Here is a 26,109-nt window from a genome sequence, read left to right on the forward strand (position 1 = left end):
CGGCTTCTACGCTCCGGCGACCACCGGGGTGCCCGTCAGGTCCACTCCGGCCTGCCGGAATTCTTCGCAGGCGTGCTCGATGGTGTTGTGGCTGACGCCAGCGGTCAGCTCCAGCAGTACCCGGGTGGCGAAGCCGGCCTCGGCCGCATCCAGGGCAGTGGCCTTCACGCAGTGATCGGTGGCGATTCCGACCACGTCCACCGCGGTGACACCGTGTTCCCGCAGCCACGCTGTCATGCTCTGCCCGTCCTCGTCGGCACCCTCGAACCCGCTGTAGGCGGCCTCGTAAGCACCCTTGTAGAAGACGGCGTCGACCGTTCCGGCTTCCGCCGCGGGAGCGAAGTTCGGGTGGAAGCCGGAGCCGGGCGTACCGGCCACGCAGTGCACCGGCCAGGAGGTCCTGAAATCAGGGGTGTCGGAGAAGTGGTCCCCCGAATCGATGTGATGGTCCCGCGGCGTCGCCGCATACGCGTATCCGGCCTCGGCTGCATGTGAGACCAGGCCGCACACTTTCATGGCGATCTCAGCTCCGCCGGCCACGGCGACACTGCCGCCCTCACAGAAGTCGTTCTGCACATCCACGACGATCAGGCCTCGGCTCATCACACACACCTCTCAGTCATACGGAGCAAACAGGAAAGCGTCCGCGCCGGGGACCGGAGCCGTGGAGCTCCGAAACCCCAGGAACGGACGTGGCTACGGGGCGGGGGTGTAGGCGATGATGCTGTCCTTGCAGGGGTTCTGGGCGAATACCTTCAGCGCCTCGAGTTCTGTGGCATCGGCGGCCAGTTGCCAGCGCAGCTTGGTGGCTACCCACTCCCCCACGTACCGGCACTGCGCCTGGGGCGCCGGCGGCAGCCACTGGGCCGGGTCCTGGTCGGACTTTTGCCGGTTCGTACGGGCCGTCACCGCGACTAGGGACCGTATTGAGTTCCGATCAATGGGTGGCTCGGGTGAGGTCCTTGAGCCAGATCATCGAGGCGCGTAGGTGGAGGCCGGCGAGGTAGCTGTCGGGAGACTTGTCGTACCGGGTGGCGATGCCACGCCAGGCCTTCATCTTGTTGATCAGCCGCTCGACGGTGTTCCTCTCCTTGCAGAGCTCGGCGTCGAAGTCGAGGGGCCTACCGCCCTGGGAGCCCTTCTTCTTGCGGTTGGCCAGCTGGTCCTTCTTCTCCGGGATGACCGCACGGATGCGGCATTTGCGCAGGTGGGCGCGGTTGGCACGGGAGGAATAGGCCTTGTCGCCCGCCACGGCGTCCGGCCGGGTGCGCGGACGGCCCACGGGCAGACGGACGCGCATCTGGTTCAGGACGGGGATGAACTGAGAGCTGTCGGCGGCCTGCCCGGCGGTCAGGAGCAGCACCAGCGGGCGGCACCTGCGGTCGCCGGCGAGGTGGATCTTGCTGGTCTGCCCGCCCCGGGAGCGGCCCAGCGAAGCGGCCTTCTCCAGCGCGGTGAGGACGTCTGGGCTCAGGTGCATGCCGGCCGCGTCCTGATGGGCGCGCACGGTGGTGGAGTCGATACTGACCAGGGACAGGTCCACCTCGTCCCGCCGGTCCGCCTCCGTGATCAGCCCCTCCAGCAGGGCCTGGAAGACGCCCGCGTCGCGCCACTGCCTAAAGCGGTTGTGCACGGTGAGCCAGGCACCGAACTCAGCCGGCATCTCCCGCCACTGCCCACCGGTCCTGAACCCCCAGATCACCCCCTCGAACTGCTGCCGCAACCGCTCGGGATACGGACCGAACCGGCCGATCGGCAGATAGGACTCGATGAACTCCCATTCAGCGTCGCTCAGTTGCACCTGCGTCATGACACCAGGTCTACCGGCTCACGCCGTGCCGCGAGGTCGAATCCCGCAGATTGATCACAACTGGATACAGTCCCTAACGAAAAACTCAGTAATCACTCGTCCGGTCACAGGCCCAGGACCGTCGCCACCAGTTCGCTGCGGCTGCGGACACCGGTCTTCGCGAACACACTCTTCAGATGGTCCTGCACGGTCGCCGCGGTGATGTGCAGTTCCACGGCGATGGTCCGCGACGGCAGACCGGCGACGACTCGCGCCAGCACGTCCCGCTCGCGCGGTGTAAGCCCGTACGCGAGCAGCAGTATCTCGGCCACGTCGGCGGCCGGCGCCGGATGTACCGTCACGGCGATGGCCGCCGGGTGCGGGCCACCACTCAGCGGCGAGGCCTGGACGGAGAGCCACCGGCCCGAGCGGCCGCGGATGCGTCCGTACGCCGGCAGCTCAGCGCCTCTTCCCCGTGCGGCCACCTCCAGGATCGCGGACGGCAGTTCCGCCTGCGACGGGCCCAGCTCGTCCCGCCAGAGTTTCGCGGCCAGGTTCTCCGAAAACAGCCGCAAGTCCTGGTCGAGCAGGAGCACTCCGGCCTCGGACGGGCCCGCAGCGGTGTCGTCGGGTGCCCGGTGGGCGGCCCGGCGCAGGGCCGCACCGACCGGGGCGGACAGCCGCCGCAGGACGCCGACGTCGGCCGGGGTGAAGTCGGGCCGCCGGCCGCCGCGGAAGAGGGCGACGACGCCCCAGCAGTGGCCGTCCACCACGAAGCCCGCCCGCAGCTCGTGCCGTGCGTCGATCATCGGCAGCACGGTCCGGTAGCGGTGGCTGGATTCCGGATCACCGCCGGTGGCCGCACCGAGCGTGCCCGCGGACACCTCGGAGCGGGCCAGCGCCGCGAACTTCAGGACGTCGTCCACCAGGTACTCGTTGTGCGCGGCGGCCGCGGCCGCCTCCGGTACGAGCCCGGCGCTGACTTGGTCGGCGGTCAGCAGCGTCATCGGGTCGATCGTGCTGAAGCAGTAGGAGTCGGCCGGGATGAGGCGTGTCAGCCGGTCGGCGATCCGGCGGCGCAGTATTCGGGAGTCGAGGTCGAGACGGCAGATCGCCTCGATGTCGCGCACGGTCTCGCGCCGGACCATCGGGGAACTCACCCTTGCCACGGTATCCCAGAAATGTGGGAGGGCCGCCCGACCTCCAGGCGCCTACCGTGGGTCCGAGAAACCCCAGGTCACCGGAGGTACACCGACATGTCCCCGTCCATGCTCAACGTCGGACTGGATCCAGCGCTGGTGGACGACGCGCCCTCGTCACGGGCGGCGTTCCCTGAAATCGACGCCGAGGCGGTGCGGGCCGGAATGGCCGCGGGCCGGGCTCGGCTCGAGGAGCTCGGCCTCAGTGTCGATGTCTGCCTGCTCGACTACGGCCGCACGGCCGAGGCGGTCTTTCGCGCCGCGTTGACCGCCAAGGACTACGACATCGTGCTGATCGGCGCCGGCGTCCGGCTGGACCCGGAGCTGACCCCGCTGTTGGAGGTGCTGGTCAACACCACCCACGAGCTGGCACCCGGCGCGAAGCTCTGCTTCAACGTCAGCCCGACGACGGCTGCCGAAGCCGTCCAGCGGTGGTGGCCCGAACACAAGCCGCTGGTCTAGGCGCTCCATAGCACTCAAGAGACGATTCGATGAACGGGAGGCGGTCTTCCGCCATGTCTGCAAGAGCACTCGAGGACAAGGTCGCACTGGTCACCGGCGGCAGCCGGGGCATCGGCCGGGCGATCGCGGAGCGGCTCGCCCAGGACGGCGCCGCCGTCGGCGTCACCTACGCCCGCGACGAGACGGCGGCGAGCGAGACCGTCGAAAACATCCGCAAGAACGGAGGACGGGCCTTCGCACTCCAGGCGGGGCTGGGCGAACGCGGCGACGCGGCCCGCCTCTGGGCCGCCTTCGACGCAGCGGGCACGGAGCACGTGCCCGACGGGAAGCTCGACATCATCGTCAACAACGTCGGCATCGGGGATTTCGCATCCCTGGAGTCGTTGACCGAGGACGCCTTCGACAAGGTCTTCGCCGTGAACGTGCGTGCACCGTTCTTCGTCACGCAGCAGGGACTGCCGCGCCTGCGCGACGGGGGCCGGATCATCAACATCTCCAGCTCCGTGGCCCGCCTGGCCACGCCGGGAATGATCGCCTACGGCGCCACCAAGGGAGCCCTGGACAACTTCAGTCTCGCCCTCGCCAAGGAGCTGGGCCCCCGGGGCATCACGGTCAACTCGGTGGCCCCCGGAACCGTCCTCACCGATGCCAGCGCGGCCACCCTGCTGGGCGATCCGCATGCCGAGGCGCAAGCGACGTCTCTTGCCGCCCTCGGCCGGATCGGGCGGCCGGAAGACATGGCCGACATCGTGGCCTTCCTCGCCTCCGACGACGCACGCTGGGTAACCGGTCAGGTCATCGACGCAACGGGAGGCATGGCCCTCTGACGTGCTAAGGAGAGGAACACCGTCGAGCGGCTGATCAACAAGATGAAGGCCTGGCGTGGCATCACCACCCGGTATGACAAGTCTCCCGACAGTTACCTCGCCGGCCTCCACCTACGCGCCTCGATGATCTGGCTCAAGGACCTCACCCGAGCCACCCATTGATCGGAACTCAATACGGTCCCTAGTGCCGCATCAGGCAACGTTCGCCTCGGTCTTGCCGGTCGAGTGCGGATCGCGTGGGGCACGTAGTCTCGCAGGATGCACTCTCATCTGAGCTTTGAGAACCTCCCGCACTGCCTCACGAGGCGGTGGTAGAGGCGTTGGAGCGGGCCCTGGGTGACCGCTCGGCGGAGGGCGAGGCGGCGAGCGTCCTGGTCGGGACCGCGTTGAACGACGACGACGCGGGGTTCATCGAGCACTGGTGCATGGAGGTCGGAACACGGGTCGTTCTGGGGAGCCCGCTGCTCGGGCTGGCCGGCCTGTGCCTGGGACACACCGCTCGACGCTTCGGGCAGCTGGGCGGTGAGGCGCTTGCGCTGGCGGTGCGTGCCGAGGCGGACCCGTCGGACCTCGATGGTCGGGCTCTCGACGGATATGACGATGTCCGGAGCTTCCTGCACCTGTGGTGACGCCATCCACGGGTACGGGTCAGGCGGCGTTCGACCTGCTCACGATGGCAGTGAGGCGCTTGTCGATGGCGTTCTTGTTCCGCCAGATGATGTAGCGGCGGATCATGCTGCCCTGGGCCTTGTGGCTGGGGTGGTCGGTGCCGTCAAGGGCGAAGTAGCGCAGGGCGGTGAACTGGGCTTCGATCCAGTTGAGCCAGGAGCTGTTGGTCGGGGCGTAGGCGATCTCGACGTTGTTCGCCGCAGCCCAGGTCCCGACCCGCTGGCAGCGCTTCGTGGTCAGGTGCGGGAAGTAGTTGTCGCAGACGATGGCGATGCGCACGTCGACGGGGTGCAGCGAGCATAGGTAGCGGCAGAACTCCAGGAACTTGGAGCGGTTCTTGGCCTTCTTGACGTGCCCGTAGAGCTGGTTCTTAAAGAGCGTTTTATCCCGTCCGGGGTGTTTGGTAAGTCGCCCAATGTCAGCGGATTGGGGTCACGCCCGGAGGCGTGTGAGGATCCGTCCGTGGAGTGCGATGTGTGTGGACGTGCGATGTGGCGATGGCCGACACTGCCGACAGTCTGGGAAGAGGAGATCTGGTCCTGTTCCTGGTGCTACGCCTCCACCCATGTGGGTGGCGAGTGGTTCGAGGTCTCGCGGCCGCCGTACTTGCCCGTGGACATGCGTTGGGAGCGGGCCGTCGCGGACGGCCTCACCGCCGACGTCTCCCATGCTTTCGGCATCTTCGACAGGACGCTGTGCGGAATCCAGGTAGCCGGCATGTCGCCGTCGGATTACTTGTGGCTGCCAGAGCGGGAGAACGCCTGTGGCGCCTGTCGGGATATGGCGGGTGTCATCGATGGCCGCTGGCTGCAGGCTATGAGGGGCGAGGACGCGCGGGACAGCGTGGCCCGGCGGCTATGAGTCCTTCCAGTTCGGAGTCGACTCTCGTGTGAGCCTGCGGCTCATCAGGTCGATCATCGCGAGGCGGATCATCGCTTCGGAGCGGTGCGGGTGGGTTTCGTAGTCGCGGGCGAGGCGGCGGTGATTCATGAGCCAGCCGAATGTCCGCTCGACGACCCAGCGCCGGGGGATGACCTTGAAGCCCTTCTGGTCCGGGTCGCGGCGGGTGACTTCGACGTCGATGCCGAGGGTGGCGCCGTGGTCGATGGCCTTGGTTCGATAACCGCTGTCGCCCCATGCCTTGGTGATTCTGGGGTGGGCCTTGGCGATGTGCGAGAGCAGGTGGATACCGCCGGCGTTGTCGGAGACGCTGGCCGCGGTGACCCAGACCGCGAGGAGGAGGCCGAGGGTGTCGACGCCGATATGGCGCTTGCGGCCCGCGATCTTCTTGCCCGCGTCGATGCCCTGGCCGGTGGCCGGGACGTTGGCGGACGTCTTGATGCTCTGGGCGTCCAGGACGCATGCGCTCGGTTCTGCGTCCCGGCCTGCGGCCTCCCGGACCAGGCGGCGGAGCAGGCCGTTGAGCTGGTCGAACACGCCGTCCTTCTGCCAGGCGGCGAAGTATCCGTAGACGGTTTCCCACGGTGCGAAGTCGTGGGGAAGGTAGCGCCAGGGAATTCCGGTCCGGTCCACGTACAACACCGCGTCCATGATCCGGCGCAGGTCGTGCTCGGGAGGCCGCCCGATATCCAGGCCCTTCCCTCGCCGCTCGGCCCGCCAGGCCGACAGCGTGGGCTCGAGCAGTTCCCATCGGGCATCGGACAGGTCGCTCGGATACGGCCGCTGTCGAGACATGTTTCGATAGTTCCGCCGAGCGACATCCCGCCACAGGGCGCAAACGGGAGCGAGTGGGGGCGCCTTGGGATCAGACAGGAGCGAACGGGCGGAAACGTGCCCGGCATTGGCGTCAGCCACCTCTCACGTCACGGATAGCGACCCTGGCCTCAGCAGTCCCAGCCCAGCCTGCTACCCAGAAGACCGTCAAACACCCCGGACGGGATAAAACGCTCTTTTAAAGAGCGTTTTATCCCGTCCGGGGTGTTTGGTAAGTCGCCCAATGTCAGCGGATTGGGGTCACGCCCGGAGGCGTGTGAGGATCCGTCCGTGGAGTGCGATGTGTGTGGACGTGCGATGTGGCGATGGCCGACACTGCCGACAGTCTGGGAAGAGGAGATCTGGTCCTGTTCCTGGTGCTACGCCTCCACCCATGTGGGTGGCGAGTGGTTCGAGGTCTCGCGGCCGCCGTACTTGCCCGTGGACATGCGTTGGGAGCGGGCCGTCGCGGACGGCCTCACCGCCGACGTCTCCCATGCTTTCGGCATCTTCGACAGGACGCTGTGCGGAATCCAGGTAGCCGGCATGTCGCCGTCGGATTACTTGTGGCTGCCAGAGCGGGAGAACGCCTGTGGCGCCTGTCGGGATATGGCGGGTGTCATCGATGGCCGCTGGCTGCAGGCTATGAGGGGCGAGGACGCGCGGGACAGCGTGGCCCGGCGGCTATGAGTCCTTCCAGTTCGGAGTCGACTCTCGTGTGAGCCTGCGGCTCATCAGGTCGATCATCGCGAGGCGGATCATCGCTTCGGAGCGGTGCGGGTGGGTTTCGTAGTCGCGGGCGAGGCGGCGGTGATTCATGAGCCAGCCGAATGTCCGCTCGACGACCCAGCGCCGGGGGATGACCTTGAAGCCCTTCTGGTCCGGGTCGCGGCGGGTGACTTCGACGTCGATGCCGAGGGTGGCGCCGTGGTCGATGGCCTTGGTTCGATAACCGCTGTCGCCCCATGCCTTGGTGATTCTGGGGTGGGCCTTGGCGATGTGCGAGAGCAGGTGGATACCGCCGGCGTTGTCGGAGACGCTGGCCGCGGTGACCCAGACCGCGAGGAGGAGGCCGAGGGTGTCGACGCCGATATGGCGCTTGCGGCCCGCGATCTTCTTGCCCGCGTCGATGCCCTGGCCGGTGGCCGGGACGTTGGCGGACGTCTTGATGCTCTGGGCGTCCAGGACGCATGCGCTCGGTTCTGCGTCCCGGCCTGCGGCCTCCCGGACCAGGCGGCGGAGCAGGCCGTTGAGCTGGTCGAACACGCCGTCCTTCTGCCAGGCGGCGAAGTATCCGTAGACGGTTTCCCACGGTGCGAAGTCGTGGGGAAGGTAGCGCCAGGGAATTCCGGTCCGGTCCACGTACAACACCGCGTCCATGATCCGGCGCAGGTCGTGCTCGGGAGGCCGCCCGATATCCAGGCCCTTCCCTCGCCGCTCGGCCCGCCAGGCCGACACCGTGGGCTCGAGCAGTTCCCATCGGGCATCGGACAGGTCGCTCGGATACGGCCGCTGTCGAGACATGTTTCGATAGTTCCGCCGAGCGACATCCCGCCACAGGGCGCAAACGGGAGCGAGTGGGGGCGCCTTGGGATCAGACAGGAGCGAACGGGCGGAAACGTGCCCGGCATTGGCGTCAGCCACCTCTCACGTCACGGATAGCGACCCTGGCCTCAGCAGTCCCAGCCCAGCCTGCTACCCAGAAGACCGTCAAACACCCCGGACGGGATAAAACGCTCTTTTACTGCTCATTTCAGAATGGAAGGAGTCGCTCGAACGCGGCCACCCCGTCGAACGCCCCGCACCCGTCTCGGCGTGAGCAGCATCAGCCGGTCCGCAGAAGCCGGGAGGATCTCAGGCGCTCGCGTGCCCGTATGTGCAGGTGGCCATCGCTGGGGAAGGAGGGCGGTGCCGCGGGTAGGAGGGTGTCGAAGTCGTAGTGGCTCTTCTGTGCAACCCGGCACGATGCCAGGTTGTCCACCTGGTGCAGGAGTTTGAGACGCTCCAGCCCGTCGGCTTTGAAGGTGTCGAAGGCCCAGTTGGTGAGTGCCTCCAGGGCGCGGGAGGCCACTCCCCGCCCGCGTGCGTGCGCCGCGGTCCAGTAGCCCACTTCGGCCGCCGGTTTACCGGAGGCGACTTCCTTGAGGACCACGTTGCCCACCAACTGGTAGCGAACTGAACCGGGTTGTGCCTCAAGGACGGCGAAGCCGAACCGGTCCCCTGCTGCCCAGCCCTGCTGCTGAGCCTGCACCCAGCGTGTCCCGTCGGCATCGTTGTCCATGACAAAGCTCGCCCAGCGGCGCAGTACCGGATCCCGGCTCACCTCAACCAATGCGGCGACGTGCTCCATGCACCAGGGGTGAAGAACGAGTGCGGGAGAGACCGGCGACGCGGCGACCTGAAGTACGACTGGGGCACTCATCAGCTGATCATATGCGGCGGTGTTTTCACCCGACGCGGGCCGCGTCCGCCCCATGCCGCCTTGTGACCACCCCGTCATTGCCCTGTCCGAGCGCGCAGAGCCTGGACGGACCAGTCGACCACCGGAGCCAGACTCTCCGGGGCTGGCCAGCCGTTGACCACCGCGAGCAGTTGGAGGTACCGCTCCCAGCGCGGATCGTTCACGCTCTCCAGCCGAGTCGTCAGCCGACGGCGAAGCTCGACGTCGTCGGGGCGGCCGAGGAGATGCGCGTAGTACGCAGTGAAGGCCGCGACGATCGGATCAGCCTGGGGAGAGGCCGGGTCGATGCCGGCAGCCAAGGCCGGGCCGGCCTGGTCACGGACGGCTGCGGCGATGTCGCGGCGCGGGACCGTCACTTCGTTTCGGGCCTCCTCCGCCGCCTGGTCCTCGACCATCCGCCGCACGACGGCGCGGAAACCCGGGTCCAGGGACATTTCGGCCAGCTCCACCCACGCCATCACTTGCTCTGTCTTCGGGTGGTCGGCCAAGTCGGGGGTCATCGAGCGCATGACGCCCGCGAAGGCGGGGGCGGCGTCAAGACCGCCGAAGACGGCGTCGAGGAAATCGCCGATCAGACGTCTGCGTTCGTTCTCGGAAAGCCGGGCCATCCGGTGCATGAGTTCCGTCTCCTCAGGTGTGGACCCGCGCTCGGCCACCACCGTCAGCACCGCGCGCCGCAGGCACAGGAGGCGGATCTGCACCGTCAGTGCTTCGGCGTGCGCTGCGGCGACCTCGGGAAGCGAGAGCTCACGGTCCACGACCTTGCGGATCGTGGAAAGGTCCAGTCCCAGCTCGCGCAGGGTTCGCACGAGGTCCAGGCGTGCGACGGCGTCGATGCTGTAGAGGCGGTAGCCGGCCGGGCTGCGGTCGGTCGGCGCCACGATTCCGCGATCGGAGTAGAACCGAATGGTCTTGACCGTGAGATCGGTCCGTCGAGCGAGTTCACCGATCGAGTAGAGCGTGTCGCCGTTCATGTCCCCACCTTCGTGTCTCCCCCTACAGGAGACTCAAGTCCCTTCGCCAGCCGGCAGGCAACCACTCCTCATCCACACGTCTTGACAATTCCTCTTGCCGGACCAGAGCAGGCGGCTCGCCGTCGGTGCGCTGCCCGGGCCGGAACAGGAGTCTGGTCGGTCAGCTGGGCGAGCCGAGTTCCCTGGGGCCGTAGAAGGCCGCGGGCTTTCCCGTGAGCAAGGCCCAGTAGCGGTCCCCGAAGGACCAGTGCCACCATTCCGGGGGGTAATTCACCAGCCCCGCGGCCGTGAGCACGGTGCCCAGCAGCTTCCGGTTGGCGCGGGCCTCCTCGCTGATGTTCGGGGCGTGGGTGTAGCAGGCGCCGACACTCTCCTCCGGGTCCGCGTTCATGCGCGTGCCCAGGTCCAGCTCGTGTCCGTCGGCGTCGGCGAGGGTGAAATCGACGGCCGCGCCCGCACTGTGCGGCGCGATGTCGGGGGGTGACACGTACCTGCTCGCCGCCGAGTGGATCTCCTCGGAGGACCAGCCGGGGTTGGCGGCGCGCAGCCGGTCGGCGTACTCCTCGAAGTACTCCCGCTGGAGCGAGAGGGGCCGGTAGCCCTCGACGAACAGCAGCCGGATGCCCGCCGGCAGCATCGTCTGAGCCGTGAGCAGCCGTTCCAGAACGCCTTCCCGCAGGTGGGCGAAGGCGTCCGCCGGGTCCTGCTTGTGGGTGTCGACGAGCAATCAGCCGCCGGGGCGGACGTCCACGAGGCGTTCGCCGGACTCGATCACAGGCACGGCGGCGACCCTCGGATCCGACATCAGTACGATCTCGTTCACGGCTGCCGTCCCACGTCCGGCCGGTGCGGCCGGGGGACGCACGCCGAACCACTGCTCGGCGCCGTACTCCTCGAACCGCTCGACCTCGGCGAAGCCCAGTCTCGCCGCGAGGCGCGTCGCCCGGTCGTTTGCGCTCTGGGTGGAGAGCACCATGGGTTCGCCAGGACACGTGCTGGTGAACCAGTCGAGTGCCGCCGCGCACGCCTCGAAGGCGTAACCATGCCCCCACGCCCCGGGCAGGAACAGGTAACCGAGCTCGGCCTCCCCGGCCTCGGGGCGGACGTGTCCCCGGCGCTCGGTACCGCGGGGATCGAGCGTGATCATGCCGATCATCGTTCCGTCGAGTTCGACCACGAAACAGCCGGGGCGGCGGCCGGGCACTTCGGGCATCGCGCGCTCGAGTTCGTCGCGCGGCCGGGCGCCGCCGATGTAGGTGCCCACCTCGGGCGAGGTGAACAGCCTGACGAAGGCCGCACGGTCCCGGGCCTCAGACGCGCGGAGCACGAGCCGGTCGGTCGGTATCGGGGCCGTCGGCCAGGTTCGATCATGGCGGGGAACCTACCGCACGCCCTGTGAGAACGAGCGACGAAGAAGCCCGGCGGCTGCCCGGCGATCTTTCTCCTGCGGTCTGCAACCGGGACCGCTTCGGTACGCGTGTCGATGATCTGAGAAGCGCGCTCGAAGCGGAACCGGCGGGACGGTGAAGCGAGCGCGGGACAACGAACGGACGGAAGGCGACACGGCGTGGGTCACGACCAGGTTCTCGAAGCGTTTCAGCTGGAATGCGCAGCCCTCGGCGACGCCGTGGCCGGACTGTCCGAGGCCGAGTGGAACCTCCCGACACGCTGCACTCCCTGGACCGTACGCGACCTGCTCGGGCACGTATGCGTGGTGATCGACTGGCTTCCGGCCATGCTGGACGCGCCGGAACCCGGTGAGGCGGAGATCTCCGCGGTGGAGTACTACCGCCCGGACGACCGCTTCTCACCCCAGACCAACGCCAAGCGGATCGACCTGGCCCAGGACCGTGCGGCGAGGCCGGCCGACGGCGCCGCCTTCGCCGAGGACTTCGCCGCGACGTGGCGGCGGGTCGACCGGCTCTGCCAGGACCAACCCGGCGGTCGGACCGTGCGGACACGGCATGGCGACGCCATGCTCCTGTCGGAGTTCGTCCTCACCCGCGTCGTGGAAGTCGCCGTCCACGGCCTCGACCTGGCCGACGCACTCGGACGCGAAGCCTGGCTCACCCCGGCGGCCGGTGACGCCGTGGCAGAGCTGCTCCTGGGCGCGGAGCACGTCGCGGCGGCCGACAAGCTGGAGTGGAGCCGTTCCCGCTTCCTGCGCAAGGCCACCGGCCGGGGGTCGCTGACCGAGGCGGAGGCCGCACAGGTCGAACGGCTCGGCATCCACTGGCTCGCCCTGGGCTGATCTCCGCGCACAAACCCGTCTAGGTCGGACACCGCGACCGAGGTAGTGGTGTCCGGTCATGTGGCACCAGGCGGGCAGGTCGAGCGGGGCGGCCCGGACGGTGCTCGGGGCGGCGCGGTCGATCTACTTGGGCAGGCTCACCCTCGGCTGGCGCTCTACGGGGCGTAACTGATCGTCTCAGGATGAGGTCCGTAGGCGGCGCAGGCATATGAGGCTGCAGGCCAGTTCGAACAGACCCTGATGGAGATCAGCGCGTCGCTCGTAGCGGGTGCGGAGCCGTTTGAACTGGTGCAGCCAGGCGAAGGCGCGCTCGACCACCCAGCGCACCTTGCCCAGTCCGGAACCGTGGATGACGCCGCGCCGGGCGATCAGCGGCTTGATGCCGCGCTTCCACAGCAGGCGACGGTACTTGTCGAAGTCGTAACCCCGGTCCGCATACAGGTTCCGGGGCCTGCGGCGGGGACGTCCGCGCAGACCCCGGATCGGCGGAACGGCGTCCAGGAGTGGCAGGAGCTGGGTGACGTCGTGCCGGTTACCGCCGGTGAGTGTCACGGCGAGCGGCGTTCCGTGACGGTCGACGATCAGGTGGTGCTTGGAGCCGGGACGGGCACGGTCGACAGCCGAGGGACCGACGTGACCCCCCCTTTGACGGCCCGGACGTGCGATCCATCCACGGAGCAGTCGTCCAGGTCCAGCAGACCGGCGCGGCGCAGTTCGGTCAGCAGGACGGCGTGCAGGCGCGGCCAGACACCGGCCTCGGTCCAGTCCCGCAGCCGACGCCAGGCCGTCACACCCGAGCAGCCCACCATCTCCGCGGGAACATCACGCCACGCGACACCGGTCCGCAACACGAACAGGATGCCGGCGAGTGCAGCCCGGTCCGGAACGCGAAGCCGCCCAGGATGCCGGTGGCGCCGTTCGGGAGCAGGCGGCAGCAACGGGACCACCTGCTCCCACAGGTCATCAGGAACAAGATCAGCACGCACGCCGGACACCCTGCCGACCAAGATCACCGAGTGCAAGACCTGCGGATCAATTCATTCTGAAACGATCAGTTAGCCAGGTCGTAGGCGGCAAACAGGTGGCGGACCCCGTGCGGGCGGGTGTAGGTCGCCCGGCGGCGAGGCCGGAAATCGCGGTGGGGGTCCTTGTGTATGCCGCCGCGTTCGGCCCACTGCCTGCCGGGGTGGGGCTGGAGGTTGAGGGGGCCGAACTCGTCGAGGCAGAAAACGACTTCTGGCTCGCCTTCCTCGGATATGACCTCTTCGTTGGCGATGGCGTAGAGATGCTCGAGGCGGGCCTTCTCCGTGGCGTAGTCGGGGTCGCGGGAGGTCTTCCAAGTCTTCACGCGTTGAAAGGAGACGCCTTCCTCGCTGAGCAGGATGTGCAGGCCCTCGTGGCTGATGTCGTCGACCACCCCCTCGGCGACCAGGAAGTCGGCCAGCTTGGCCAGGCTCCAGGTCGAGAAGGGCAGGCCGTGCTCGGCCGATTTTGACTTGGCAGTCTTCTTGATCTCGCGACGCTCAGAGAGCGTGAACGTCCTCGGCCGTCCGCCCCGGTATTTCGGGTAGAGCGACTCGAAGCCTTCCGCGTTGAAGTTGTGGATCACGTCGCGGACCCGGTCGGCGCTGGTGAACGTCACCCCGGCGATCTTTGCGACAGGCATGCACTGCGCGGAAAGCAGCACCATCTGGGCTCGGCGCCAGGTCACCACCGACCCGGTGCCCCTGCGGACGATCCGCAGCAGCCGCTGCCCTTCGTCATCGTCGATCTCCCGGACTCGTACTCGCTCTGTCACCCGCACAGCTCGGCGCACACGCGCCGTCCGGAGCATCCTCCGGACGGCGCGTCGCACTCACAACAGGGCGAACGTTTTCTGATGCGGAACTAGACATCAACGAAGCCAGCCTCACATACTCATCCGCTACGGCCGCGAAATGCTGACCAGCCCGATCAATCTTCGATGACACGAACTCGCGTCCGTCAAGGTTGGATGGCACAGGGGCATAATCTGGGCAGCGTGACACGTAAGATCTGACATCGCGAGAGAGCGTGACAGTCACCGTCCGTCAGCGTGATACCGGTCCCCGAGGGCCGGATGGCGGCCTGCTCGGCCTCGGACAGCACCTGATGCTCGTCCGCCCGGCGGCCGCGCGGACGGGACAGCAGCGCGTCCCGGCCACCGGTCTGCCACCTCGTCCACCAGGTGTCCACGGCCCTGACCGACACCTTGAACAAGACCGCGGCCTCTGCCCGGTCCCGCCCCTCCACCGGCGCGGACACCGCCAGCAACCGCACAGCCTCCTGCGCATCCGGCGACCAGGTCCGCGCATCCCCCACCAGATCACTCACACACCATCAACGAGCGCGAACCCAAAACGTTCCGGATCGATATTTGTACGGATCTCCGATTCGGCGTCCGCTGATGTTGTTCCGTTTTACGTTGCTCACTTCTCGGGGCGGTTGCTACATTTTTCTGGCTGGCGCACGTCGCCAGAATCGGTTTCGGCAAATCAGCATTCCTGCTGTGGAGGGTTCAGATGATTAGTAAGCTAAAAAAACTCGTAATGGTCGCAGTGGCCACCGTCGGGATGATGGCCTGGACGACCAGCGGCTCGGCATCGGCGGCCAGTCAAGTCCCGTGCAACAACAGCGAGTTCGTAAAGCTCTCCTTCCACTACGGCCTTGATCCCACTGGGAACAAGTTCATCATTTGTTTCGCGAACGCTGGCGACATCGTTCTTTTTGACCAGTATGCGCGGGCCTTCTGGGCCGACCAGATCTGGACCGGAAACAATCGTGTCCAGTGGTTCGGAGACGGGCGGTGGCAGCCTGCTCAGCCGATCGGGAAGAACACCGCCATGTCCTGGCCGAATCACCCTGGCGGGGTAAGGATAGAGAAGCTCCGAATCGTCTGAGTCATCTGCGGTATGCGGCCTCATTGTGTTTGACATCGAGGCACTGTCAACCACGATGAGGCCTTCTGTGTGACCATCGATGACTGTAATGCTAAGGGCTCGCAGAGAATCAAAGTGCTGCTTCCCGTGATGCGGCTCGCTGTTGTGGTATGAGCGTCTCCGACGAGGTTCGCGGTCAACTCGCTGTGAGGTTAGAGGTGTTGTTCCCGCACCTTGACGAGCGGCAGCGGCGGCTGATGATGAGGGCCGAGGCCCGGACCCTGGGTCACGGCGGTATCCGGGCGGTCGCGCGGGCGGCCCGGGTGAGCGAGACGACGGTCCGCAAGGGCGTGGACGCGCTGGAGGCCGGCGAGGAACCTCTGGGCAGGGTGCGCAGGCCCGGTGGTGGCCGGAAAAGGTCCGCGGATCTTGATCCGGGACTGCGGACTGCGCTGCTGGCACTGGTAGAACCCGACGAGAGGGACGATCCGATGTCGCCGCTGCGCTGGACGGTGAAATCGACCAGGAGCCTGGTGGCCGTGCTCAGCGGTCAGGGGCACCAAGTGAGTGCGGACACGGTCGGTGACCTGCTGCGGGAAAAAGGCTTCAGCTTGCAGGCCGGCGCCAAAACCCTCGAAGGCAGACGGCACCCGGACCGCGATGCCCAGTTCCGCTACATCAACGAGCAGGCCAGAGGGCATATGGGCGCCGGGCAGCCGGTGATCAGCGTGGATGCGAAGAAGAAGGAACTCATCGGCGGCTACAAGAACGCGGGCCACCAGTGGCGGCCTGCCGGTAAGCCGGTACTGGTCAAGACGCACGACCTCCTGGACCGGCAGGGACCGGGCAAGGCGATCCCCTACGGGATCTATGACATCGCCGCGAACACCGGCTGGGTCACAGTGGGCACTGATCACGATACCGCCGCGTTTGCTGTCGCCTCCATCCGTCGCTGGTGGCAGGCCCGGGGCCGGCACGACTATCCGGCCGCCACCCGTCTGCTGATCACCGCGGACGCGGGCGGGTCCAACGGCTACCGCACCCGCGCCTGGAAGACCGAACTCGCCGCCCTGGCCGCCGAGACGGGCTTGGACATCACGGCCTGCCACATGCCGCCGGGCACCTCGAAGTGGAACAAGATCGAGCACCGGCTGTTCTCCCACATCTCCATGAACTGGCGCGATCGGCCGTTGACCAGTCACGACGTCGTCGTGAACAACATCGCGGCGACCACTACCCGCACCGGGCTGACCGTCCACGCCGAACTCGACCCGGGCACCTACGACACCGGCATCAAAGTCACCGACAGCGATATCGACGCCCTGCCCCTGCACCGGCACCGTTTCCACGGCGACTGGAACTACCCCCTCCACCCCACACCTCGCGACGCCACCAGCGCAGACACGGCCCCACGGGCAGCCGGCGCCCCGTCCCCACAGCCCTGCACCGGGTGTCTGCGCAACCCGGAGCTGACCAGCATGTCCGAACCGGCACTGGACGAACTCATCAACCAACTGGCCGGGAAAATCGACGAGTTACGTGCGCAAGGACGGCTCCGGCAGCGAGGAAGCGAACGCATCCGTGCCCGGGGCGCTGGGGCCAAGGACAAGCTGTCCGCCGCCGACAGCCTCCCACCCACACGGCCACCACACCCACCGAACTTACGAAAAGATCAGTAGGGCTGCGTTCGGCGGGCGTCCGACCGGATCAGGGCGACATCGCAGTCCTTCTCGTGTCACTGGTTCCGGATCGGGTCGCGGTCGAGCAGTTCGTGTCGGCAGGTCTGGACACAGCGTTCGACGACCGAGTTCCTCCTGGATATCCACCGTGTCACATGGGAGATCCACACAAGTTGCGGTGTTGGAGGGCCCACCAGATCTCGAACGTGGTCTCTGTGTCCTGGAGGTCTGCTTCGGTCAGAGCGGCGAAGCGGTCCAAACGGTAGCGCAGCGTATTGACGTGGATGGACAGCGCGGCGGCGGTCTCGGGGATCGACCGCCGCCGGGACAGATAGGCTTCGACGCTGGTGAGTAAGGTCTCGCCGATGGCGCTTTCTGCCTCCACCGGTTCGATGTAACGGGCGTGGAGGTACTTCCCCAGCCCCGAATCGTTCACCACGGGCAGTCGCAGCGCCATGCGCCAGCGGTCCACGATTCCGCGGTGGCCGAACCGGGTGGCTGCCTCGAGCAGTTGCGTGGCCTCGGCGAAACCGTCATTCAACTGCGACAGGCCGGTCGGGCCGGCCAGCCCGACCGTGACGTCGTCGGGCAGCTCGCGAGTGACGGGGCGGGACAGCACCGCTGCGGCATCACCGCCGTAGGTGCTGACCAAGACCGTGTTCTGCGGACCGGCCGCCCGTTCCAGTATGCCGGTGAGCGCGAACGGGCCGGTACTCGCGGACCGGGCCCGCAGCACCCAGTACTGATGGTCTGCGGCGAGCCCGAACCCGACTCCCGCCGCGACCATTTGATCGGTCGTCATCGTGCCCTCCAGCAGATGGGCGAGCAGGGTCATCCGCTGCTGCTCCTCACGACGGGTGAGGTCCAGCTCGGCTTCCCGGTGACCGGCGAGGAACTCGTCGCTGTAGTGGTCGCCGAGCTGCCAGATCCGTTGGACGCCGAGCAGCATGGCACCGGTGGAGATGCCCTGGCCCCGGGCGTTCCGGAGGAACTCGTCACGCAGTACTGAGATGCCGCGGCGGTAGGCGGCCAGGACGTCGGCGACGGGGATATTCTGCAGTGCCCGGCGCCGCCCAGTCTCCCGCTCGTCCTCCGCCACATCGTCACTAAGGTGCTCCTCGCCTTGAAGGGCGGCGATCACACGGACGACATTGCGGTGCACGGACGGCCGAACCTCCGACGGGGGGACCACGCGATACGAGCTGATCGCGGCGGTCACCTCCAACTGCGCGGTCACCAAATCCTCGGCCTGCAGCAGCAGCTTCCCGGCCACCAGAGCGAGCTGGGCCTTGAGCGATTCGGACATGTTCCGCCCTCTTTTCCCTCGGTGTCGCATGAATGGTCCGGTCCCAACGGACGATGCGGCCGACCGTGACGGTGGCGTCACGACATCGGCCGTCGAACGGGTCATCTGTTCCGCTGCTTGGGGACGCTTCGAAAGCTATGGGATCGGCGGGCCGAGATCTTCACCGCGCAGTGGACAGTTCCGTGTAGCCCGCATAGGGGACGACGGTTCTCGTCGTAGCCCGCATAGGGGACGACGGCTCCGGCCCGGCCGCCCCGGCCGGTCGGGTGTGGTCAGGGCGGCCCTGTCACGTTGGCTGACCGGTGGGATGATCTTCTGGTTGATCAGGCTGGGAGGGGTCGTCCGTGGGGAGGGGTCGTCCGTGGGGAGCGTGTCGCTGTCATACAAGGGGCACCGGTACCCGGTCGAGGTCATCTCCCACTGCGTGCGGCTGTACCACCGCTTCCCGCTCAGCTTCCGCGAGGTCGAGGAGGTCATGCTCGAGCGCGGCGTGACCGTCTCCTACGAGACGGTGCGCCGCTGGTGCGCCGAATTCGGGCAGGCCTACGCCAACGCGCTGCGCCGCCGGCAGCCCCGGCCCGGGGACAAATGGCACCTGGACGAGGTCTTCATCAAGATCGACGGGCGGTTGCGGTACCTATGGCGGGCCGTCGACCAGGACGGCAACGTCCTGGACATCCTGGTGCAGAACCGGTGGGACAAGCCCGCGGCCGGGCGCTTCTTGCGCCGCCTCCTGAAGAAGAGGACGGGTGCGGTGCCGCGGGTGGTCGCCACCGGCAAGCTCCGCTCCTAAGGCTCGGCCCACCGCGAGGTCACGCCCTGCGTCGAGCACCGCCAGTCGAAGTACCTGAACAACCGGGCCGAGAACAGCCACCAGCCGACCCGGCAGCGTGAACGGGCAATGAAGGGCTTCCGCTCCATGGGCGGGGCCCAGCGGTTCCTGTCCGCGTTCAACGGTATCTCACCCCACTTCCGGCCCCGCCGCCATCTGATGCCCGGCACCCGACACCGCGCCGAGAGGGCCGTCCGCTTCGCCATCTGGAAGCAGATCACCGGCGCTACCGACCGGCCCACCACAGCCTGACCACAGGCCCGGCTCGCAAGCCCACCCTGCCCCGACGCACCGTCAGGCAGCCCACACCCAACAACGTGACAACGCCCCTCGAGGACCTGGACGAAGGCGTCCTCGCCGAGGCCGCCACCGAAGCGCGAACCTTCGGCGTCGGCCCGGCGACCGCCGTCGACGAGCTGGTGCGCGGCCTGCTCGGGCAGTCGGCCGACTGGCAGCAATCGATCGGCGAGCCGGGCCGCGCGCTCACCACGGCAACTGAAGGCCGACCGCTACCCGGCTGGTCCACCGACGCCGGCCGCACCGAGGACATCGGGTGGCGCCAGGCCCGCACCACGCTGCTCGATGCCGTCGCATGCCACCGCCACGCTCACCTGCTCGACGCCATCGTGGAGCTCGGCGGTGAGCTGGAGCTCCCAGCTACCCGTAACGGGCGCTTCAGGGGCTCAGCCATCCCAGGAGGCTGCGCGGTCAGCGACGCCGGCCGCCGCCGATGCGGCGGTCGTCGGCCAGCGCGGTAAGGGGGCCGAACTCGCGGGCAAGCTGGTTCCACGTCAGAACCTCGCCACAGCGGGCCGGGAACTCCTTCGGGTTGAACTCGGGCATGGTCCAGGTGCCAGTGCCCCGGTCCCGCAGCCACAGGTCCCCGTCACCGTCGACCACAGTCGGCGGGACCGGTACGGGCTCGGCCTGATCGGTGGGCTCCCAGGTGATCCGGCCCGGGTGGGAAACGCGGCGCAGCTCGGTGGTGGCCAGCCGCGCGGCCAAGTCACGGGTGGACTCTTCGGCGTCCTTGACCGACGCGAGCCGGAATGCGTCGTCAAGTACGGGCAGGGCTGGATTCTTGCTGCGCTTTGAACTCATACGCCGACTACCTCCGGTGGGGGGCGTCACATCCGTTATGGCACCCCGTAGAGGAACACGGTATCCGAGGCGGGAGCCGGGTCGGCTACGACCACTGTCCAGGTGGAGGCGCTGGAACACCGGGCGGTGGGGCTAGGTGGCGAGCTGTCCTGGACTTGACGCAACCCGTGGTGGTAGCGCTCAGATATGGCGGTCCGGGTCTGACCTTGCCGTTTATCGTCTGGCTTCGACGGAGAGGCGGGCAGCGAAGGGTCTTCAGATCCAGTTTCCCCAGCCGAACGTGGCGATGTAGGCCCTGTGGACGGCATCCCAGCCACGGCCGCTGCCGATGTGAATCACGGCCAGCGCAAGAAGGAACCAGGCCGTGAAAGCCCCAGCAACGATCAAGGTCCGTCGAGGGCCGGAGAAGCTGGCGACCACGATCAAGACGATGACCGTCACACCCAAGCCCATGTGGGAGGCGGGCAGATCTGAGCGCAGTGCCCCACGCACAGAACGGCGCTCTGCCTGCATGTCCCGGGTGTACTGAGAAGCCGAGCCTTCGCCGTTCTCCCGCTCAGAGCTGTGCTCCATGAGTAGGCCCCCTGCAGATCCGGCTGCGTCTGCAACCCGCTCAGCCTATTCAGGGCCGTGATCACGGCCATCATCGACCGTCCGTTGGGGCTTCGTCCCCTTCTTGTGGTGTGGGTCGGGTGTAGGACTCGCCGGTGGCAAGGGGGCGTCCGACGTCGTAGCGGATGGCTGGCCTCTGATTTTTCGAGCCAGGAGGGCGGCCGGGGCCGAGGCGGGTGGGTTTTGGTGCACCGGCTGGCGTGCCCGTCTTCGCGTGCAGGTTCCTGAACCCGCGGTGGACCAGGGCGGGGGGTGAGTCTGTTCGGTTCCGCCGGCTGTTCCCATGGCCGGCGCAGGTCCCGTGCGAGGGGACGGGCGAGGCGGAGTTGGGCGTGTGCGGCCAGGACGAGACAGGTCCAGCGGTCGGCGGCCTGCGAGTTCCGTAGCTTGGGCCGGCTCCAGCCGAGGGGCTGTTTGAGCAGTCGGAAGGTGTGCTCCACGTCGAAGCGGCGGAGGAACGCCTGCCAGCACCGGTCGACGTCGTCCGGAACGGCGTCGGTGCCCGGCCACCACAGCCAGACAGGCTTGTTGACCCCGCCGCTGGGCAGTTTCTCGACCGTCAGCCGGATCACGGTGCCCTCGATGACCGGCAGCGGGCCCTCGTGGTCGAGCCAGGCGGCGCGGCGGGTCAGCCAGGGATGGAGACGGTCCCATGCCTGTGCGGTCGCCGTCCCGTAACGGTCGGTGTTGGTGACGGTCACTGCGGTGGCCTCGCCCCAGGTCTCAGGTCGGCCGAAGACGAACTCACCGCCGTGTTTGGGCGGGCGTCCGCCCTGAGGCGGGCAGATCCACGGCACCGGGACCGGCTTGCGCATGATCCGGTCGGAGCGCAGTCGGCCCAGCGCCTCGACCGGCAGATCACTCAGGAGGCGGGCGATGCGGGCTGGCCAAGTCCGGCAGCAGCGACTCCTACGACGAGTCCCACGGACACGCTCGCAGTCGAAGGCGGCATCCGGTGCGCTGCACGCCGCTCGCCGATGTGTAGCGCCATCGACGGAGCGACGAGCGCGCGTCGCGACCAGTACATCGGTCGCAACGCGCGCTTAGCTATGCCCGCCGCAACTGCGGGCTGTGCTCAGGCGGTGGCGCGGTTGCCCCGGCGTGCGGCGAGCGCGGCCTCGGTGCTGGGGTGGGCGGGCAGGAAGGTGTCCATCCCGGTGACGCTGAGCAGGCGGCCCAGCCGGTCGGGGATGGCCGCCAGGGTCAGGGAGCCGTCGGCGTCCTTGGCGCAGCGCCAGATACCGACGAGGGCGCCCAGGCCGGAGGAGTCGCAGAAGGCGACGCCCGTCAGATCGGCGACCAGGTCGGGGTGGCCGGCCGCGATGAGGTCCAGGGCGCGGGCCCGCACGGCGGGTGCGGTGGTGATGTCGAATTCACCGGACAGTGCGATCACCGCCAGGGTGCCGTCGGTGTGCGGGACGTCGATGTGGAATGCGTCGGTCATGGGCGTCGGTTCTCCTGCCCGACGGAGGCGTCGGCGGTCGGGGCGGCGGCGCTGTGAACGGTGGTGGTGATGCCCGCGGGAGCGGCATCAGGGGTGGGGACGGACAGAGCCAGCAGGGCCACGTCGTCGCGTTCGGTGTCGGGGAGGGTGTCCAGGAGCGCGACGGTTTCGTCGATCAGGCGGCCGGCCCTGACCGGCGCCGGCCGCCGGGCGAGGAAGTCGGTCAGGCCCGTGTCGGCGAGCATGTGGCCATCGGCGGTGCGGGCCTCGGTCAGCCCGTCGGTGTAGAGCAGCAAGCCCTGGCCGGGCGCCAGGTGCAGGGTGCGTGAGGCGAAGGCGGCTTCGGCGAATGCGCCGACCAGCATGCCGCCCTTGGCGCGGACCGCCTCCACCCGCACACCGCCTTCCTCGGCAGGGCTCAGGTGGTAGGCGGGCGGGTGACCACCGGTGGCCAGCGTGACCGTGAAACCGCCGCCCCGGGCGGGATCGAGCAGGCCGAAGATGGCGGTGCAGAAGCGGGTGCCGACCGCCGCGTCCAGCAGCAGCGCCGTGTTCAGGGCATTCAGCGCGGCCGTCGGGTCCGCGTCGACCAGGGCCGCGGCCCGCAGCGTGTAGCGGGTCAGTGAGGTGACCGAGGCGGCTTCGGCGCCCTTACCGCACACATCGCCCAGGAAGAACGCCCACCGGCCTCCGCCGATGGGGAAGACGTCGTAGAAATCGCCGCCCACTTCCTGCGGGGAGGCGGTCTTGTAGTGGCAGGCCAGCTCCAGCCCGGGTACCGCGGGCAACACGGGAGGCACCAGGGTGCGCTGCAGGGTGGAGGCGAACGCAGCGATGGCCGCCTTGTCCCGCTCCGCGCGCTGCCGGGCCTCTTCCTCGGCCTGGCGTTTTTCCTGCTCGACCTTGCGGCGCTCCTGCTCGGCGCGCACCGCGTGCAGTGCCGACAGCCGCAGCTCCAGCTGGTCACGCACCATTGCCGCCAAGTCCTCGAGTGTGGAGGAATCGGCCTGACTGATCTCGCGGGGGCGGGTGTCGAGGATGTTGACCGTGCCCAGCCGGTACCCGTCGGCGGTGATGATCGGAGCGGCGGCGTAGAATCGCACCCCCATCGGGCCGGCGACCAGCGGATTGGAGCAGGCGACCGGATCCAGCAACGTGTCAGGGATGACGGTGGTGTCATCGGTCAGCACCGCCGACGCGCACAATCCCGGATCGCGGCCGATCTCGGTGACGCCTTCCAGCCCGTGCGTGGCCTTGAACCAGATCCGGTCCTCGTCCACGATCGTCACCGTCGCCACCGGCACCTCGAACAGGCGCGCGGCCAGCGCCGCGACCCGGTCATAGGCGCCGTCCGGAGGGGTGTCGAGAATGTCGTAACGGCGCACCGCCGCCATCCGCGCCGCCTCGACCACTGCGACCAGGGGATCGTTCGGTGCTATCAGGGGCGGGCTCACTTGTTCCGGCATGGTCCTCGTCTCGTCATCCCCCCAGGAAGGCACCGACCGGACAGCCAGCACCCCAGAACCCTACCGAACGCCCCAGCATCCCGATCCGACAGCGAGCCTGACGGCACCTCGCCACGTTGTCGAAACACCCGGATACATCCAGTACGCGGGCGCCTCCCCGCCTTGCGATGCACCGCATCTGACGCCACGCGCTGATCCGCCAGGAAGTGCAGGAAAGCCCTTACGAGTTGGTGCGTGATAGCGGGTGGGGTGTCGTGCCTGGCAGGTGGCATGTTCCGGTTGTGGCGATCATGGTTAATCGGTCGGTGCTGGCGCATCGGCTGTTCACGGGAATCTTTCGGCGTCATCTTGCGCGTCTGATTGAGGAGTTGGCGGTGCCGTGGCAGGCCGGTCCTGAGGGTCGCCGTCATGCTGCACGAGGCGGGACCAGGAAGCGGCCGGGAGCACTGCCCGGCAGAATCGAACAGTGGGAACGCGACCGCCACGACCACTCATCCGACCGCATCACCGTCCAACACGCCCTCGCTGATCACAAACGCTGGAGACAACTGACGCGCTGGACCCACCGCCGCGACCGCCCGCCCGACACCTACCACACCATCACCAACCCCGGCTCCGACCGCACCGCCCAAGCCTGAGCAACGGTCCTCAAACGAACCAGCACACCCCACCCGCTATCACGCACCAACTCGTTAGTTGGCCAGACAGGCCAACTACGCCGCTCAGTCACAGCCGCCCGGCTCCGGTCAGTGTTCCCGTGCGGGAAGCAGGGCGAGGCCGGTGTCGTGCATGATGCGGTCGACGGTGTCCGTCAGGACGCTGCCGGCGGCGATGACGGTCTCGATGGTGCCGGGCAGGAGATCGAGCGGCCGGTACCACTCGCGCAGCTGGCTCTCGTCGACCCCGTTTGCGATGGGTTTGGTCGCGTGCCTGGCCAGGGTCTCGGTGAAGGGGACGTCCAGGTAGTAGCAGTGGGTGTGTCCGCGGTGGTCGGCGCGCAGCTGCTGGAGCATCCGTCCGTAGTGGTCGGCGTACAGGATGCCTTCGAGGACGACGTGATACCCGGCATCGAGGCTGTAGCGGGCAACGGTGTCGATGAGGCCGATGTTCGCGCCGCCGGGGCGGTCGTGTTCGCGCAGGACGACCCTGCGGAGGTTGTCCTGGCCGACCAGGGCGAGGCCGCGACCGAAGCGCTCCCGGATCCCCGCCGCGACCGAGGACTTGCCCGAGGCACTGTTCCCGCGCAGAACAACGAGCCGGGTCTCTGCGGTGCCCACCATCATCCGCACGACCCTATCGGCGGCCACCGAACATGATGGGGCCTGCAAAGCACGGTCCCGCCTCGGCTCCACGCACCTCTATCCCCGGCCACGCAGCCGACCTCACGTCGCCGCCCTGTCCGGGCACACGGCACTCATGGGCACGGGGGGCGTGGTCGGATCGGCCGAGTACATAGCCCCGGAACGCCTGCGCGATCAACCCGCCGGACCGGCCAGCGATTTGTTCTCCCTCGGCGTCACCCTGTGCTTTCTCGCCTCCGGTCAGACTCCCTTCGCCCGCGGGGACCTCACGGCCACCTCGTTCGCCGTCGCCTCCGAACTGCCCTCCGTCCACGTCCGGGGCCCGCCGGGCGACGTCATCGAGCAGTTGCTGGACAAGGACCCGGCCAAGCGCCCGTCCGGCGCACAGCTCGCGGACGCGCTGCGATCGATCGTCGACGGCGCTGCCCGAACGGTGCAGGCGACACTGCGGCAGCCGGTGCCGCCCGCATGCGCGAACCGGCGCCACACGGCGATCACGGGGGCTATCGCCGTGGTGGTTCTCCTTGCCGGAGCGGGCGTGACCGCATACGTCGCCGGAGACGACTCCGGCTCTGGTTCGCCCAACCAGCCCGGGCAGACGTCCACCGGTGCCCATGCAGGCTCGCGTGTGGATGCGGTGATGCCGGTTCCGGGTGTGCGGGGCAGGTTCTGGGTCTTCTCCGGCAGTGAGTACATGGTCGTCGAGGCGGGTGCGGACCCGGCGTCGGCGCGGCGGGTGAGCGGGCCTGCCCCGATCGCGCAGTGGAGCAAGACGTTCGGCGACCTGGACCGCTCCACGAACAGGATCGACGCGGTCCTGCCCGTTCCCGGTGACGGCCATCGCTTCTGGGTCTTCTCCGGCGACCAGTACCTGCTCGTCCACACTGCGGGCGACCGCTCCGGCAAGGGCCGCCTCCAAGAACCACGCCTCCTCACCGACTGGCCGTCCTTGAAGCCGTTCCGAACGGACTGAACCAGCCGGGCCGGACACTTGACCGGAACACGGCGGTCACAAAGGCCACGGAGGTGCTAGTTACGGGGCACGGTGCGGTTCCAACCGCCATCCACGCGTGACGTCGGAGTGAGCTGGGCACGGTCTGCGGCCAGACGGCCACACCGGTGACAG

The 26,109-nt window shown here is 68.0% G+C and carries 26 protein-coding genes and 7 pseudogenes; 12 read left to right on the forward strand and 21 right to left on the reverse strand.

All coding sequences use genetic code 11. The annotated features are described in order from the left end of the window. Positions 1-6 precede the first annotated feature (6 nt). From ACF1FZ_RS32795 to ACF1FZ_RS32810, 4 genes and pseudogenes are all read right to left on the reverse strand, one after another. Positions 7-603: an isochorismatase family protein gene (locus ACF1FZ_RS32795; protein WP_391777031.1), complete on the reverse strand. Its 597-nt coding sequence runs from the start codon at positions 601-603 to the stop codon at positions 7-9. Between the two features lie 93 nt (positions 604-696). Further along, positions 697-924: pseudogene (locus tag ACF1FZ_RS32800) on the reverse strand (HNH endonuclease); the annotation flags it as partial. 13 nt (positions 925-937) lie between these two features. Beyond that, a complete protein-coding gene (locus ACF1FZ_RS32805; RefSeq protein WP_391777032.1) occupies positions 938-1,810 on the reverse strand; it encodes an IS5 family transposase in 873 nt (290 codons plus the stop codon). 104 nt (positions 1,811-1,914) lie between these two features. Then, complete coding sequence (locus tag ACF1FZ_RS32810) at positions 1,915-2,949, reverse strand: LuxR C-terminal-related transcriptional regulator (protein ID WP_391777033.1); 1,035 nt, start codon at positions 2,947-2,949, stop codon at positions 1,915-1,917. Between the two features lie 96 nt (positions 2,950-3,045). On the opposite strand from ACF1FZ_RS32810, the gene ACF1FZ_RS32815 reads away from it, so the two are divergent. From ACF1FZ_RS32815 to ACF1FZ_RS32825, 3 genes are all read left to right on the forward strand, one after another. Beyond that, positions 3,046-3,450 (forward strand): hypothetical protein, encoded by a 405-nt coding sequence (locus ACF1FZ_RS32815; RefSeq protein WP_391777034.1) that lies wholly within the window; start codon positions 3,046-3,048, stop codon positions 3,448-3,450. 53 nt (positions 3,451-3,503) lie between these two features. Then, positions 3,504-4,277 carry an SDR family oxidoreductase gene (locus ACF1FZ_RS32820; RefSeq protein ID WP_391777035.1) on the forward strand — a complete coding sequence of 258 codons (774 nt, stop codon included), beginning with the start codon at positions 3,504-3,506 and terminating at the stop codon, positions 4,275-4,277. Positions 4,278-4,597: 320 nt separating this feature from the next. Continuing rightward, positions 4,598-4,906 carry a hypothetical protein gene (locus tag ACF1FZ_RS32825; RefSeq protein WP_391777036.1) on the forward strand — a complete coding sequence of 103 codons (309 nt, stop codon included), beginning with the start codon at positions 4,598-4,600 and terminating at the stop codon, positions 4,904-4,906. Positions 4,907-4,925: 19 nt separating this feature from the next. Here the strand turns inward: ACF1FZ_RS32825 and ACF1FZ_RS32830 are convergent. Continuing rightward, positions 4,926-5,324, reverse strand: a pseudogene (locus tag ACF1FZ_RS32830) (transposase); the annotation flags it as partial. Here ACF1FZ_RS32830 and ACF1FZ_RS32835 point away from each other — a divergent pair. Beyond that, a complete protein-coding gene (locus ACF1FZ_RS32835) occupies positions 5,298-5,807 on the forward strand; it encodes a hypothetical protein (RefSeq protein ID WP_391777037.1) in 510 nt (169 codons plus the stop codon). The pseudogene ACF1FZ_RS32830 and the gene ACF1FZ_RS32835 overlap by 27 nt on opposite strands. Here the strand turns inward: ACF1FZ_RS32835 and ACF1FZ_RS32840 are convergent. Then, the gene (locus ACF1FZ_RS32840) at positions 5,802-6,641 is read right to left on the reverse strand and encodes an IS5 family transposase (RefSeq protein ID WP_391777038.1); all 840 of its coding nucleotides are present in this window, start codon (positions 6,639-6,641) and stop codon (positions 5,802-5,804) included. The two genes, ACF1FZ_RS32835 and ACF1FZ_RS32840, sit on opposite strands and share 6 nt — an antisense overlap. 309 nt (positions 6,642-6,950) lie before the next feature. Between ACF1FZ_RS32840 and ACF1FZ_RS32845 the strand changes: the two genes are divergently transcribed. Next, a complete protein-coding gene (locus tag ACF1FZ_RS32845) occupies positions 6,951-7,349 on the forward strand; it encodes a hypothetical protein (RefSeq protein ID WP_391777039.1) in 399 nt (132 codons plus the stop codon). Here ACF1FZ_RS32845 and ACF1FZ_RS32850 read toward each other — a convergent pair. The 5 genes and pseudogenes from ACF1FZ_RS32850 to ACF1FZ_RS32870 all read right to left on the reverse strand — a co-directional run. Further along, positions 7,344-8,183: an IS5 family transposase gene (locus tag ACF1FZ_RS32850; protein WP_033305851.1), complete on the reverse strand. Its 840-nt coding sequence runs from the start codon at positions 8,181-8,183 to the stop codon at positions 7,344-7,346. The genes ACF1FZ_RS32845 and ACF1FZ_RS32850 overlap by 6 nt on opposite strands. A 301-nt stretch (positions 8,184-8,484) precedes the next feature. Next, the gene (locus tag ACF1FZ_RS32855) at positions 8,485-9,081 is read right to left on the reverse strand and encodes a GNAT family N-acetyltransferase (RefSeq protein WP_391777040.1); all 597 of its coding nucleotides are present in this window, start codon (positions 9,079-9,081) and stop codon (positions 8,485-8,487) included. Between the two features lie 74 nt (positions 9,082-9,155). Beyond that, positions 9,156-10,094: a MerR family transcriptional regulator gene (locus tag ACF1FZ_RS32860; protein ID WP_391777041.1), complete on the reverse strand. Its 939-nt coding sequence runs from the start codon at positions 10,092-10,094 to the stop codon at positions 9,156-9,158. A 160-nt stretch (positions 10,095-10,254) separates the two neighbouring features. Beyond that, positions 10,255-10,821 carry a M15 family metallopeptidase gene (locus ACF1FZ_RS32865; protein ID WP_391777042.1) on the reverse strand — a complete coding sequence of 189 codons (567 nt, stop codon included), beginning with the start codon at positions 10,819-10,821 and terminating at the stop codon, positions 10,255-10,257. A 111-nt stretch (positions 10,822-10,932) separates the two neighbouring features. Further along, a pseudogene (locus ACF1FZ_RS32870) lies at positions 10,933-11,439 on the reverse strand (GNAT family N-acetyltransferase); the annotation flags it as partial. 222 nt (positions 11,440-11,661) lie between these two features. Here ACF1FZ_RS32870 and ACF1FZ_RS32875 point away from each other — a divergent pair. Continuing rightward, on the forward strand, positions 11,662-12,345 hold the full coding sequence (locus tag ACF1FZ_RS32875; protein ID WP_391777043.1) for a maleylpyruvate isomerase family mycothiol-dependent enzyme: 684 nt from the start codon (positions 11,662-11,664) through the stop codon (positions 12,343-12,345). 177 nt (positions 12,346-12,522) lie between these two features. Here the strand turns inward: ACF1FZ_RS32875 and ACF1FZ_RS32880 are convergent. The 3 genes and pseudogenes from ACF1FZ_RS32880 to ACF1FZ_RS32890 form a co-directional block, all read right to left on the reverse strand. Further along, positions 12,523-13,331 (reverse strand): IS5 family transposase gene (locus tag ACF1FZ_RS32880; protein ID WP_391777044.1). Its coding sequence is split into 2 segments (ribosomal slippage): positions 12,523-12,983 and positions 12,983-13,331, totalling 810 coding nucleotides; the frame shifts between segments, so codons are not numbered across the junction. Positions 13,332-13,402: 71 nt separating this feature from the next. Further along, positions 13,403-14,143: pseudogene (locus ACF1FZ_RS32885) on the reverse strand (helix-turn-helix domain-containing protein); the annotation flags it as partial. 185 nt (positions 14,144-14,328) lie between these two features. Continuing rightward, positions 14,329-14,697, reverse strand: a complete 369-nt coding sequence (locus ACF1FZ_RS32890; protein WP_391777045.1) for a helix-turn-helix domain-containing protein — start codon at positions 14,695-14,697, stop codon at positions 14,329-14,331. A 188-nt stretch (positions 14,698-14,885) separates the two neighbouring features. Here ACF1FZ_RS32890 and ACF1FZ_RS32895 point away from each other — a divergent pair, with 188 nt between their 5' ends. Continuing rightward, on the forward strand, positions 14,886-15,263 hold the full coding sequence (locus ACF1FZ_RS32895) for a hypothetical protein (RefSeq protein WP_391777046.1): 378 nt from the start codon (positions 14,886-14,888) through the stop codon (positions 15,261-15,263). 149 nt (positions 15,264-15,412) lie between these two features. Next, positions 15,413-16,747, forward strand: a pseudogene (locus ACF1FZ_RS32900) (ISAzo13 family transposase); the annotation flags it as partial. 325 nt (positions 16,748-17,072) lie between these two features. On the opposite strand, the gene ACF1FZ_RS32905 reads toward ACF1FZ_RS32900, so the two are convergent. Next, on the reverse strand, positions 17,073-18,227 hold the full coding sequence (locus ACF1FZ_RS32905; RefSeq protein WP_391777047.1) for a PucR family transcriptional regulator: 1,155 nt from the start codon (positions 18,225-18,227) through the stop codon (positions 17,073-17,075). A gap of 361 nt (positions 18,228-18,588) precedes the next feature. On the opposite strand from ACF1FZ_RS32905, the pseudogene ACF1FZ_RS32910 reads away from it, so the two are divergent. Together ACF1FZ_RS32910 and ACF1FZ_RS32915 are read left to right on the forward strand one after the other, a co-directional pair. Further along, positions 18,589-19,311 (forward strand): annotated as a pseudogene (locus ACF1FZ_RS32910) (IS6 family transposase). A gap of 65 nt (positions 19,312-19,376) precedes the next feature. After that, positions 19,377-19,817, forward strand: coding sequence for a hypothetical protein (locus ACF1FZ_RS32915; protein WP_391777048.1), 441 nt, complete (start codon positions 19,377-19,379; stop codon positions 19,815-19,817). Here the strand turns inward: ACF1FZ_RS32915 and ACF1FZ_RS32920 are convergent. The 5 genes and pseudogenes from ACF1FZ_RS32920 to ACF1FZ_RS32940 form a co-directional block, all read right to left on the reverse strand. After that, positions 19,768-20,160, reverse strand: a complete 393-nt coding sequence (locus ACF1FZ_RS32920; RefSeq protein ID WP_391777049.1) for a hypothetical protein — start codon at positions 20,158-20,160, stop codon at positions 19,768-19,770. The genes ACF1FZ_RS32915 and ACF1FZ_RS32920 overlap by 50 nt on opposite strands. Positions 20,161-20,415: 255 nt before the next feature. Further along, entirely contained in the window at positions 20,416-20,733 is a 318-nt protein-coding gene (locus tag ACF1FZ_RS32925) for a hypothetical protein (protein WP_391777050.1), read from the reverse strand. Positions 20,734-20,778: 45 nt separating this feature from the next. Further along, positions 20,779-21,653: pseudogene (locus tag ACF1FZ_RS32930) on the reverse strand (transposase); the annotation flags it as partial. A 194-nt stretch (positions 21,654-21,847) separates the two neighbouring features. Beyond that, the gene (locus tag ACF1FZ_RS32935) at positions 21,848-22,216 is read right to left on the reverse strand and encodes an STAS domain-containing protein (protein ID WP_391777051.1); all 369 of its coding nucleotides are present in this window, start codon (positions 22,214-22,216) and stop codon (positions 21,848-21,850) included. Then, on the reverse strand, positions 22,213-23,670 hold the full coding sequence (locus ACF1FZ_RS32940; protein WP_391777052.1) for a PP2C family protein-serine/threonine phosphatase: 1,458 nt from the start codon (positions 23,668-23,670) through the stop codon (positions 22,213-22,215). Before ACF1FZ_RS32940 ends, ACF1FZ_RS32935 begins: the two co-directional genes overlap by 4 nt. A gap of 302 nt (positions 23,671-23,972) precedes the next feature. Between ACF1FZ_RS32940 and ACF1FZ_RS32945 the strand changes: the two genes are divergently transcribed. Further along, positions 23,973-24,320 carry a hypothetical protein gene (locus ACF1FZ_RS32945; protein WP_391777061.1) on the forward strand — a complete coding sequence of 116 codons (348 nt, stop codon included), beginning with the start codon at positions 23,973-23,975 and terminating at the stop codon, positions 24,318-24,320. A gap of 108 nt (positions 24,321-24,428) precedes the next feature. On the opposite strand, the gene ACF1FZ_RS32950 is transcribed toward ACF1FZ_RS32945, so the two are convergent. Beyond that, the gene (locus ACF1FZ_RS32950; protein WP_391777062.1) at positions 24,429-24,962 is read right to left on the reverse strand and encodes an AAA family ATPase; all 534 of its coding nucleotides are present in this window, start codon (positions 24,960-24,962) and stop codon (positions 24,429-24,431) included. 136 nt (positions 24,963-25,098) lie between these two features. Between ACF1FZ_RS32950 and ACF1FZ_RS32955 the strand changes: the two genes are divergently transcribed. Next, positions 25,099-25,956: a hypothetical protein gene (locus ACF1FZ_RS32955; protein ID WP_391777053.1), complete on the forward strand. Its 858-nt coding sequence runs from the start codon at positions 25,099-25,101 to the stop codon at positions 25,954-25,956. The last annotated feature ends 153 nt before the right edge of the window (positions 25,957-26,109 follow it).

It is taken from the genome of Streptomyces sp. NPDC014623 (assembly GCF_043088245.1).
Classification (GTDB): domain Bacteria; phylum Actinomycetota; class Actinomycetes; order Streptomycetales; family Streptomycetaceae; genus Streptomyces.